Here is a 12116-nt window from a genome sequence, read left to right on the forward strand (position 1 = left end):
CGACAGCTGCGTCATCGGACACCCATTTGTGCTGATTTTGCATCTAAGTAATCGTCAACCATATCATTTCGCTCAATGGTCTGCAAAATTGCCAGGCAACCATGGCAACAGACTGCACGCTGTTGCCCATTAAATTTAACGTAAAGTGCTTTGGTCTCACGCATTTTTTCGTCGCAATGATAGCAATTAATCCTCTCTACGCGGTTCGAGAGAAAAGGCAGTATGTCTAATAAATGAGAGAACGTGATTGCCATAAGACTGTGGGGCACCAAAATCGGCAGAATGCGCAATGCTACGATGTTACTCGAACAGCAAATCCTGATGTTTGATCTGCCTCAACCCCAACTCTAGCATTGCGTTTGACGTAGCATCTAGAAAAAGAAAAGAGACAGCAGCATTGCACCACCGTCTCTTCATGTTTCGTTTTTCTTACTCTTTGAGGAATCTGAGAAACCTCTACTCCGCTTCATTCCACGGAAAAATACTACACGAATTGTCTTCCATCCACTTCACACATAACCGGCAAAACAACCTACGACCGGAGCTAAGAATGCATACCCCATTGGAAACGAAATAATACCTATATCGACCTCCCGTTTTGAACCAGTTACGAGTTCAATATAGAACAACAAGCTTTTGAGTGGAAGAAAAATAAAACTATGCAAGTCGGCTGTGAGATTTAAAAAATTAACTAAACCAATTCACATAATCAATGTAAAGTCAGCTTGCTGGGTTTGAGCATCGCAGAAATCGCCGCACTGCCCACCGACGCACCGAACTTTTTTAAGACACGTTCAGGTAAATCTTCTTTCTGTGTGTAGTCAACAATGTCTTCTGCTTTAATGACGTCTCTTGCAACAGAATCAACCGTACCGAAACCGTCCGCAAGACCCATATCAACAGCCTTACTACCTACCCAGAACAAGCCAGAAAATGTCTCAGGTGTTTCTTTTAAACGCTGACCGCGACCTTTGCGGACAACATCGATAAACTGCTGATGAATCTCATTAAGCATCGCTTGCGAGTAGGCTTTTTGCTTGTCACTCATTGGCGAATAAGGATCCATGAGTCCCTTGTTTTCACCTGCAGTCATCAAGCGACGTTCAACACCAACTTTATTCATCAATCCGGTAAAGCCAAAGCCATCCATCAGCACGCCAATAGAACCAACCACACTCGCCTTATTAACAAAGATCTTGTCTGCGGCGGCAGCAATGTAATAACCACCTGAAGCACACATTTCATCTACCACGACGTAGAGCTTTTTATCTGGGTACTGCGAACGCAAACGGACAATTTCATCATTGATCATCCCTGCCTGCACCGGACTTCCACCTGGGCTATTAATACGCAAAATGACCGCAACTGCACCCGATTCGGAAAAAGCGCGGTCAAGCGCTGGAATGACTGCGCTTGCACTGCCGCTACCTTCACTATCAATCTCACCGTCAATATCTACTAGTGCTGTATGCGGCGCACTATTATCTACCTCATGTTGAAATAAACCACCAAAGTGGTAGAACCCAAACAAAATGAGCGACACAAATGAAAATTTAAAGAAAATCCCCCATCGGCGCTGGCGTCGTTGCTCCTCTAGGGTGGCAAACACTAAACGCTCCAGGGTTTCACGCTCCCATGGCTGATTACTATGCGAACCATAATCAACCCGATCTTTACTCTGATCTTCCATACTTTCTCTCAACTATTACGCAATCACTGGCTGAATGTAATCATCCGGATGCCAAAAAACCGTTCCATCAACCTCACTAACCTGAATTTTTCTAAGACGACTTCCGCGGCAAGGACCACCTGAGCAATGACCGGTTTCGGGTTCGTAGATAGCCCCATGCGTCGCACACATAATATATAAGCCACTGGACTCTAGAAACTCCCCCGGATTCCAGTCGAGTTCAACTGGTACATGGGCGCACCGATTCAAATAAGCGTGGACAGCGCCTGCATAACGAATAACAAAACCGGTTGCATCATCGCTTCCGGCAGTGACTGAAAATCGGATGCCCATTCCTCCCTCCACCAACTCATCGGAGCTACACACTGATATTGATGTCATCTCTCCCTCCCCTTAAGCGTTATCATTGAGCCACTGATGCAATTCTGGCACACTTTTAGCCGCGTATAACGGGTTCAGCGTGGCCAGTAACGACGGGGCATGGGCGCCATATTCAACGGCTACAGCGCCAGCACCGGCATTAGCGGCCATTTGCAGATCATGCGTAGTATCCCCAATCATCAGCGTACGTTGCATGTCCTGCCCCAGCTCTCTAGTCAACTCCTGTAGCATCGCTGGATGCGGCTTGGAGAATGTCTCATCAGAACAACGCGTAGAGTCGAACACTGAAGTTAATTTTGCTGTGTGCAAAGCACGGCTCAGTCCAACGCGGCTTTTACCAGTTGCAACGCCAAGAAAGTAACCCTGTTGCGCGAGATCATCCAACATCTCACGCACCCCCTTAAAGAGCGGCAGCTCATGGTCTTTCGCCAGATAATGATAGCGGTAGCGTTCGACCATACGTGGGTAGTACTTTGGATCAATACCAGGTATTGCCGCTGCCATCGCATCCGCCAGTGACAACCCAATCACATAGGCTGCCGCGTTATCATCAGGTACCGGAAGACCAAGATCTCTGGCCGCCGACTGTATACATTTAACTATCGTGGCTGTGCTATCCATGAGCGTGCCATCCCAGTCAAACACAATGAAATCAAATTGCTTTTTTGCCATAGTTAAAAGTACAACACCTATTTATAGATATTTAAACAACCATTTACGGTTTCATTTGAACTGACTTGTTCTCGACTAGTGCATATATTGTCTGTTGTTATTTATCACTTATACGATGTGCCTGACAAAAGCCAAGACACAAGACGTTGCGAGAGCAATTTAGTTACTATTCAACAAGATCATATCATTAATAAACTAGTCAGTTTTTTACCCTACTGAAAGAGTACGCAAGAAACCCTCACACTCTGTTGGTAGCGGTGCATTGACCGTCGTTAATTTGCCGGACTCAGGATGCGTAAAACTGATCTGATGAGCGTGCAAAAACATCCTCTTGAGCGCCCCTCGTTCAGACGTCGCCTTTTGCAAGGCTCTATTTAAAGGAAAATCGCCGTATTTGTCATCGCCAGCAATTGGGAAGCCACTTGCTGATAAATGGACCCGAATCTGGTGAGTTCGCCCCGTTTTCAGCTCTGCCTCCAGAAACGCGAAATCTCTAAACTTCCTCTTGAGCGTAAATACAGTATGCGACGCCATACCGTCAGCCTGCACCCTGACCCGCCGCTCGCCATCAGCCGTCGTATATTTATGCAACGGCAGCTTAATATGCTGACGTGCATTCTTCCAATCGCCAGATACGAGCGTGAAATAACGTTTATCAGTTAAACCATCACGCATCTGCTCATGCAAATTAGTCAATGCAGTCCGTTTTTTTGCGATCAGCAACAAACCCGAAGTTTCGCGATCAAGCCTGTGAACCAATTCCAGAAATTTTGCTTCAGGACGGGACGAACGCAATTGTTCAATCACACCATAACTCACGCCAGATCCACCATGGACCGCGACGCCAGCAGGCTTATCAATGATTAATAAATGACTATCTTCGAACACAATTGGAAATTCCAGCTTGGGAACAACCTGCGTTGACGCTTCTGCCATCCGTATCGGTGGAATTCTTACAACATCACCTTCTACCAGACGATATAACTGGTCGATGCGGCCTTTGTTAACCCTGACCTCACCAGAACGTAATACCCGGTAAACATGGCTTTTCGGTACCCCTTTACATATACGTAAAAGGAAATTATCAATGCGCTGTCCCGCCTCTTCTTCAGAGATCGTCAGCATCTGGACTTTCGGCTGTGAGGCTGAAGGCTGCTCGTGGGAAACATTTTGCACCTGTTTTTGATGCACTTCCCTATTAATTATCGCTAAGTCCTTCATTTTGAATATATAATCAGTTTCGCTTCAGCATTTACGCTTTAGCAGTGTAAGAGAAATAAACAGCTATTTTACACAGGGGTCAGTCTATCAGCCTCGCCAGTTTGCAAATATGATGGAAAAGATGTGTATGCACCCTCGTTTTCGTGCCAAGGTAGAGACCAATTGTTACTATCGGGCACTAGTTTAACAAGGTTGTATCAGAGAGTTTGAAATGTAAGGATAAGTTGGACAAGAGATGCTGGTTTAATTATTAATAAGCATGCTTGTCTATGCTGGTTTTGGCGTTAAGGCGATTCCGTCAGACACAACACAATAAGATGGTCTGACACCAAAGTTGCTCATCGCCTGGCGTTATGCTTAGTTATTGCACAAATATAACTAAGATTGATAATGCGGGGGACATGTGCACTCGAACTTTTTACCAAAATCACACGCGCCCGGCGCGAAGCAGGATTAGATTGATGTTCATTGCAAAGCAGCCTTGCTGCACATTATATTGCTGAATGCAAAGCTATTCTGTTGCGCCACAGGCATTTCCCACCCTCTTCAAACCCTCCGTTCTGGCATACATCCCGGCACCAGTAAAGTTGTTGCTTCATCCAATGAGACAGCAGCAAAAGATGACCATCAGGTCACGGAGTAAAAAATGAAACGTATGTTGTTCAATGCCACGCAGCAAGAAGAATTGCGCGTCGCTATCGTCAATGGGCAAAAACTCATTGACATTGATATCGAGACCGCTGGTCGCGAATTACGTAAGTCAAACATCTACAAGGGCGTCATCACCCGTATCGAACCATCGCTTGAAGCATGCTTCGTTAACTATGGTGAAGAACGTCATGGTTTCCTGCCATTCAAAGAAGTGGCTCGCAGCTACTTTAAAGAAGGGATCGATGTTCGTAATACTTCTATCAAAGAAGCATTACGCGAAGGTCAGGAAATCGTTGTTCAGGTAGAAAAGGAAGAACGCGGCAACAAGGGCGCAGCCCTGACCTCGTTTATCTCTCTTGCTGGACGTTACTTGGTTTTGATGCCAAACAATCCTCGCGGCGGCGGTGTTTCACGTCGCGTTGAGGGCGAAGATCGCCAAGAGTTACGTGAGACAATGGACAAACTCGACTTGCCAACCGGCATGTCAGTCATTGCGCGTACAGCGGGTATTGGTCGTAACGTTGATGAATTGCAATGGGATTTAAATTACCTGATGCAACTCTGGCGTGCGATTGAAGGCGCTGGCAAGTCTTCACCTGGCGCATTCCTGATTTATCAAGAATCATCATTGGTTATCCGTGCGATTCGCGATTATTTCCAACCTGATATCGGTGAAATTCTGATCGATACAGACGAAATCTACGAACAAGCGCAGCAGTTCATGAGCCACGTGATGCCGGACATGGTCCATCGCGTAAAACGCTACAGCGACGACGTGCCACTGTTCTCCCGTTTCCAGATCGAACATCAGATCGAAACAGCGTACAGCCGTACTGTCCCATTGCCTTCTGGCGGCGCCATCGTCATTGACCACACCGAAGCCTTAGTTTCCGTTGACGTCAACTCCGCGCGCTCCACCCGTGGTGGCGATATTGAAACCACAGCGTTTAACACCAATCTTGAGGCAGCTGAAGAAGTTGCTCGTCAGTTACGTCTACGTGACTTAGGCGGTTTGATCGTGATCGATTTTATCGACATGGAAAACGCTAAAAATCAGCGTGAAGTAGAAACCCGCCTTAAAGATGCACTGCGCTATGACCGCGCACGCGTACAAATGGGTAAAATTTCCCGCTTCGGTCTGATGGAACTCTCCCGTCAGCGCCTGCGTCCATCGTTATCAGAAGGCAGCCATGTTACCTGCCCTCGTTGTAACGGTACTGGTCACATCCGCGACACAGAATCTTCTGCATTGCAGGTCCTGCGCATCATCCAGGAAGAAGCAATGAAAGAAAATTCGGCGGCGATCCACGTCCAAGTACCTGTTGACGTTGCTGCATTCCTGCTCAACGAAAAACGTGGCGAAATTCTGAAAATCGAAACGCGCCATCGTGTAACAGTGATCCTGATTCCAAATACCCATCTGGAAACACCGCATTACAAGCTCGATCGTCTGAAACACGACGATCCACGCTTAGAAGATCACCACGCCAGCTATGCTATGGCAGAGCAAGTAGATACAGATATCGGCTACAGCAAACGTCAGAAAGAAGATGTCAAACCACGTCAAGAAGCGATGGTAAAGAGCATCACTCCAGAGACAGCGCCAATTGTTGAACGTAAAGAAACTCCTGCACCTGTCGCGGTGGCACCAGCACCGTCAAGTGAACCAGGCTTCTTTGCTAAGTTAATGGGTTTCTTCTTCGGTAAGTCAGAAGCAACGACAGCGACAGTGTCAACACCTACCGCAACAGAAGAAAAGGCGGCGGATCGCGATCGCAATGGACGTAACCAACGTAACAACCAGCGTAATCGCAATCGCAATCGTAGCAACCGTGATCGCGATCAAAGCGAAGACCGCCCTGCAACGACAACTGCCGAAAAAGTAGATGTAGCTCCGAAAACGCAGGCTACTGAAACACCGCGCCCAGCAAAAGCACCAAAACAAGCGCGTGAGCCACGTGAGCCTAAAGAGACGCAGGAAGGTCGTCGTGAACGTCAGCAACGTCAACGCGACGAACGCAAAGAAGCCCTGCTGACTGACGCAAAGCCAGAAGAAGCAATTCAGAAGCTCACGGATCCAGTGGCGGTAGATGCAGTTCCCGTTCTAGCACCAGTGCAAAATACTGAGCCAACTCTGGAAGAAAATGCAGAGCAAAGCGAAGAGCGTCGTCGCCGTCGTCGCCGTGGTGGTCGCAACCGCAATCGTCGCGAACGTGAGCCAGGTGAAGTGAATGAGCAAGGCGAATTGGCAATAGAGGCAGGTGAAAACGCTTCTGCTACCACGACGGGCACTGAAGAAGGCATCGGATTCAAATCGAACGAAGTCTCTGAAGTGACGGGTAACTTCAATGCAGCCCCAGTACCACATGAGCATGTTACAACACAAGTACCCGTGTTTGTTCCTGTTGCAGCCATGACCCCTGCACCCGTTATGGTAGCAAGCAACCCAGAGGCAGTGATACCTGCAGTACATGCAGAACCAACAGCAGTAGACGCTACAACGATCACCACCACGACAACATCACCAGTGGAAACAAACGTTATAGCTGCTCTGGAAGTTGCACCTGCGGTGCCTGTAGTTGTGCCTGTCATTACGCCTATTGTTGAGACAATCGCATCAAGCAACCCTGTCACCGCTAGCACTACGGCGATGACAGAGGTCGCAACAGCGCCAGCTGAGACACCGATTGTAATGCCTACTGCAATCGTAGAACCAGTCTCAACACCTGCAGCAAGCAGGGCAGCAAAAAATGGAGCTGCGCCGATGCCACTCGAACAATTAAACGAGATGCTCAGCGCCGCAGGACTGCAATTAGCAAACACTGATCCTGAAAAACTTCGTATTGCACAAGAAAGTGCAAGCAAAGCAACCCAAGTTCAGCGCGTACCACGCGAACGCAAGCCATTGCCACCTGTTTCTACCGAACCATTAGTTCTGATTGAAACTCGCCGCTAAATCTAAGCGCAAATGTAAATAAAAGTTAAACCGGTAAAGCCTTTGCTTTACCGGTTTTTTTATCTCCCGCGAAAAGGTACACGCTACAGACGCCTCACCCCAAATAGATAAAACTTACAGAGTTTCCCACCAACACGAAAATTTTTTTACCCTTATAATCAACAGGCTAAATAGTTCAAACATACATATACGTTATCATTTTACTATCACAACAAACCACTCTTCACCTCCTTCGATAAATCTCCATAGAAAGACGCGATGGCAGGCCTCATTTTCCTTTAGCCCAACCTACTCGCAATTTTTATTATCGTGGTATTGTGCTGAATTAAATCGAATTGATTCCAAGTTGCTCCCATGACGGAAAAATTTATTCCGCTGATTGATGTCCGTCAGCGCCAGACATCTCTCGCTATACCAACAAAACTCAACGCACCACAAGGTAGCCTGACCGATAGCTTGTCTCGGCCCCTACATGATCTGCGAATCTCTGTCATTGATCGCTGTAACTTTCGCTGCGTCTATTGCATGCCGAAAGAAATTTTCGATAAAAACTACCAGTATCTTCCGCACGATTCGTTACTAAGCTTTGAGGAAATTACACGTGTTGCTGGGATTTTTTTAAGCCATGGCGTAAAGAAGATCCGTCTAACAGGTGGCGAGCCCCTCTTGCGTAAAAATATCGAGAGTCTGATCGCGATGCTATCTGACTTACGCACAGTCAACGATTTACCACCTGACCTGACCTTGACCACCAATGGTTCACTGCTATCAAAGAAAGCAACTTTATTAAAGGCGGCAGGACTAAATCGCCTGACAGTATCGCTCGACTCTCTGGATGACGCGATCTTCAAGCGCATGAACGACGTTGATTTTGCAGTATCAGATGTACTGCACGGCATCGACGCCGCGCATGCCGCGGGACTAGGACCAATAAAAATCAACATGGTCGTGAAAGCTGGTGTCAACGACCATGAAGTTGTGACCATGGCGCGCTACTTCAAAGATACGCCGCATATCCTTCGCTTCATCGAGTACATGGATGTCGGCGCATCCAACCACTGGAAGCGAGATGAGGTGGTCACTTCAGATGAAATTATTTCTCGTCTTCAAGAGGCAGGAATGCCACTTGTGGCACTACCCGCCAACTATTCAGGTGAAACTGCCGAGCGCTGGCAACATCAAAATGCGACTGGCGAAATTGGATTCATCTCCAGCGTCAGTAAAGCATTCTGTCAAGACTGTAGCAGAGCAAGATTATCCACCGAAGGAAAACTCTATACCTGCCTCTTCGCCAATACAGGGCATGATCTTCGCGCCCTATTACGAAGCGATCAACAACATTCTGACTTAACGATCGCCAACGTAATCGCTTCTATATGGCAGCGTCGCACTGATCGTTATTCCGAATTACGTACGGTCCACGGAGAAAATAAGACAGTAACCGAAAAGAAAATAGAAATGTCTTATATTGGCGGATAATCCATACCACCCCGCATTCAGTAGAGAGTACGTACCCATTAGCATGATTGAAAAACCCCAAATTACTGGCTTAATACTAGCGGGTGGACGCGGCACGCGAATGGGGCAGGTCAATAAAGGCTTGCAACATTTTCAGGGGCGTCCAATGGCGTTACATGTGCTCGAAAGATTAATGCCGCAGGTCAGCAAGGTAATCATCAATGCGAATCAAGACATACAGGACTATGAAAAGTTTGGCGTCGACGTCTATCCGGATGTCATCGCGGGGTTCGCTGGCCCATTAGCAGGAATAGAAACAGGCCTTATTCAATGCAAAACGCCTTTTTTATTGTCAGTGCCATGTGATTCTCCTTTCCTTCCCATGGATTTAGCAGCGCGTTTATTAGAAAAACTATCAATAAATAATGCCGACGTGGCCATAGCGACAACAATAGAGAACCGACAAGGGGAGAAATTTTTGCAACGACACCCTGTGTTTGCATTGATCCGGACATCAAGCATCAAGGACTTAAGCGTTTTTATTGCGCACGGTGGGCGAAAAGTTGATGGGTGGCTTGAGCAACGCCAGACCGTAGAGGTATTATTCCCTGATAATAGTAACTTTGCGAACCTTAATACTCTGCAAGATTTGCAGCGATTTTCATCTTGATATGAACCAGCGATCCTCATCACCAACTATGCGCTTAGAAGAAATTTCAAGCCAACTACCTGATTACAATCCGAATGCATTATCGGTAGCGATGGCCACTGAAGTAATTAGTCAATTCGTGAGCGTCACGAACGTAAGTGAAACAGTTGACATCAGGAATGCTCTCGGGCGCCATTTAGCTGAAGATATTATTTCTCCAATTAATGTGCCATCGCATGACAATTCAGCAATGGATGGCTACGCGTTCGGCTACCCCCATCCTGCCGAACATCCGAACAATGATTTCCGCATCATAGGCGCCACGTTTGCAGGTCATCCATTTGTCGGTGACATTCAATCGGGTGAATGCGTACGGATAATGACGGGTGCAATGATCCCAATGGGATGCGACACCATCGTTCCACAAGAATTGACTAAAAGTGTCACCGATTCAACCGTCAGCATTCCCTTATCGCACCTTAGAAAAGGAGATAATCTCCGCTGTGCGGGTGAAGATCTGAGCGAGGGGAAAATTGCGCTAGCTCAAGGAAAGATGTTGCGCCCCGCAGATCTTGGCCTACTAGCATCACTGGGAATTAGCAAGGTTTTGGTACGACGGCGGTTACGTGTCGCCTATTTTTCAACGGGTGATGAATTACGAGGTCTTGACGAAACGCTGGACGCAGGATGCATCTACGACAGCAACAATTACACCCTACAAGCAATGCTGACAAGATTAGGTTGTGACGCTGTCGACATGGGTATTATCAAAGATGATCCAGCCATTTTAGAAGCTAGTTTCCGCCAAGCCTGCGAATCTGCTGATATCGTCATCACCTCCGGTGGCGTATCAGTTGGTATGGCGGACTATACAAAGCAAGTGATGGCGCACCTAGGGGACGTGGCATTTTGGTCGATAGATATGCGCCCCGGAAAACCGATGGCGTTTGGAAAAATCTTTTCTGATGACCATAGTGCATATTTATTTGGACTTCCAGGAAATCCCGTTGCGGTCATGGTGACATTTTATTTTTTTGTCAGACCAGCGATACTCCGGATGATGGGCGCAGTCAATACGCAGCCACTCATGATTCCAGCGATCAGTAAATACACAATCAAAAAACGCCCAGGACGTACAGAGTTCCAGCGTGGAATAGCGAGTTTAAACGAAGGTGGCGAATTGGAAGTTGTCTTAACTGGGGCGCAAGGATCAGGAATGTTACGGTCGATGGCCGAAGCGAATTGCATCATTGTCCTTCCTCATGAGCAGCAACACATCAACGCAGGAAATAAAGTGATGCTGGTATTATTTGAAGGTTTGATATAAGTTCTTACATTGCAAAAATGAATGAAACAGCTTCATTTAGCGCTATGTTGAAGGGCAAATGATGATGGATTGAAACATTCGCTACTAAATGCAACAAGAAATACACAGATAAATACAGCAATACACATGCCAAGGGCAGTACAATTCGTTTTTTAGTTATGGAGATTAGATTGAAAGCTTCAACGTGGTTATTGGGTGCATTCGCATCCCTCGCATTTCTGAGCGGCTGCGGCGGTTCGGGTTCATCTTCTTCTACTTTGGCGACTGTCAGTAGTGTCAGTATCTCTCCAACACTCAATACGTCACCAACAGTCTTGGGATACCGTAAAACTATCACTATGACGGTGAATGGTCAGAATCTGCAGCAAGGCATCACAATTAACAACCCGGGTTGTAGCAACCTGACAGAAGTCTCTGGCGGAAGTAATACGCAAAGAACATATACGTGCAAAATTATCCGTGTCGGGCCATTTAATATGACCGTTACTGACGCTAACAACAATCGGGTCTATTATGCCGCACTCAGCGTCTCCCTCGCCGCCAGACCACAGGTCACGCTCGCGACAACTCTGGGCAACCTCGTTGTCGAGCTCAATCCTGGCGTAGCACCGATTTCTGTCGATAACTTTTTGGATTATGTAGAAACCAATTTCTACAACAACACTTTATTCCATCGTGTCGATAGAAACGTTGCACAAGCAGGTGGTTATAGCGCCACCCTCACTGCACTGACCCCAACATATTCTGCAATTTTACTTGAGACCACCACAACAACCGGACTGAGCAATACATACGGCACGATAGGCATGGCAAGCACAAGCACACTCAATTCGGCCACGTCCCAGTTCTATTTCAACCTTGTTGACAATAGCACCGACTTTAACGCCAATACCACCACGGGTGCGACAGGCTATGCTGTATTTGGTACGATTGTTGGTGGTTTTGATGTTCTCACAAAAATCGGCAGCGCCCAGACTTCTGCGCAAAGCAACTTACCAACAGTGCCAGTAACTCCAATTATCATCAATACCGCTATCAGAACTCAGTAAGCGGTAGTCAGCAGTCGAAAAAAATCAAACCGCCAGGTAAAAAATACCTGGCGGTTTTGCAT

At 47.0% G+C, this 12116-nt stretch carries 10 protein-coding genes; 5 read left to right on the top strand and 5 right to left on the bottom strand.

Translation table 11 applies throughout. The annotated features are described in order from the left end of the window. Nucleotides 1-11 precede the first annotated feature (11 nt). The 5 genes from ACO0KV_RS00430 to ACO0KV_RS00450 form a co-directional block, all read right to left on the bottom strand. The gene (locus ACO0KV_RS00430) at nucleotides 12-254 is read right to left on the bottom strand and encodes a heavy metal translocating P-type ATPase metal-binding domain-containing protein (RefSeq protein ID WP_423038787.1); all 243 of its coding nucleotides are present in this window, start codon (nucleotides 252-254) and stop codon (nucleotides 12-14) included. 455 nt (nucleotides 255-709) lie between these two features. Next, nucleotides 710-1690, bottom strand: a complete 981-nt coding sequence (locus ACO0KV_RS00435; protein ID WP_423038789.1) for a S49 family peptidase — start codon at nucleotides 1688-1690, stop codon at nucleotides 710-712. A gap of 15 nt (nucleotides 1691-1705) precedes the next feature. After that, nucleotides 1706-2071: a Rieske (2Fe-2S) protein gene (locus ACO0KV_RS00440; protein WP_423038791.1), complete on the bottom strand. Its 366-nt coding sequence runs from the start codon at nucleotides 2069-2071 to the stop codon at nucleotides 1706-1708. Between the two features lie 12 nt (nucleotides 2072-2083). Beyond that, nucleotides 2084-2743: an HAD-IA family hydrolase gene (locus tag ACO0KV_RS00445; RefSeq protein ID WP_423038793.1), complete on the bottom strand. Its 660-nt coding sequence runs from the start codon at nucleotides 2741-2743 to the stop codon at nucleotides 2084-2086. 207 nt (nucleotides 2744-2950) lie between these two features. Further along, nucleotides 2951-3964 (bottom strand): RluA family pseudouridine synthase, encoded by a 1014-nt coding sequence (locus tag ACO0KV_RS00450; protein WP_423038795.1) that lies wholly within the window; start codon nucleotides 3962-3964, stop codon nucleotides 2951-2953. Nucleotides 3965-4610: 646 nt separating this feature from the next. On the opposite strand from ACO0KV_RS00450, the gene ACO0KV_RS00455 reads away from it, so the two are divergent. The 5 genes from ACO0KV_RS00455 (at nucleotide 4611) to ACO0KV_RS00475 (ending at nucleotide 12054) form a co-directional block, all read left to right on the top strand. Further along, on the top strand, nucleotides 4611-7571 hold the full coding sequence (locus ACO0KV_RS00455) for an Rne/Rng family ribonuclease (protein ID WP_423038797.1): 2961 nt from the start codon (nucleotides 4611-4613) through the stop codon (nucleotides 7569-7571). A gap of 354 nt (nucleotides 7572-7925) precedes the next feature. Next, entirely contained in the window at nucleotides 7926-9050 is a 1125-nt protein-coding gene (gene moaA, locus ACO0KV_RS00460; protein ID WP_423038799.1) for a GTP 3',8-cyclase MoaA, read from the top strand. Nucleotides 9051-9093: 43 nt separating this feature from the next. Next, a complete protein-coding gene (mobA, locus tag ACO0KV_RS00465; protein WP_423038801.1) occupies nucleotides 9094-9699 on the top strand; it encodes a molybdenum cofactor guanylyltransferase MobA in 606 nt (201 codons plus the stop codon). A gap of 1 nt (nucleotide 9700) precedes the next feature. Further along, on the top strand, nucleotides 9701-11005 hold the full coding sequence (gene glp, locus ACO0KV_RS00470) for a gephyrin-like molybdotransferase Glp (protein ID WP_423038803.1): 1305 nt from the start codon (nucleotides 9701-9703) through the stop codon (nucleotides 11003-11005). A gap of 170 nt (nucleotides 11006-11175) precedes the next feature. After that, nucleotides 11176-12054 (top strand): peptidylprolyl isomerase, encoded by an 879-nt coding sequence (locus ACO0KV_RS00475; RefSeq protein ID WP_423038805.1) that lies wholly within the window; start codon nucleotides 11176-11178, stop codon nucleotides 12052-12054. The last annotated feature ends 62 nt before the right edge of the window (nucleotides 12055-12116 follow it).

The sequence above is a fragment of the Undibacterium sp. RuRC25W genome (assembly GCF_049339825.1).
GTDB lineage: Bacteria > Pseudomonadota > Gammaproteobacteria > Burkholderiales > Burkholderiaceae_D > Undibacterium.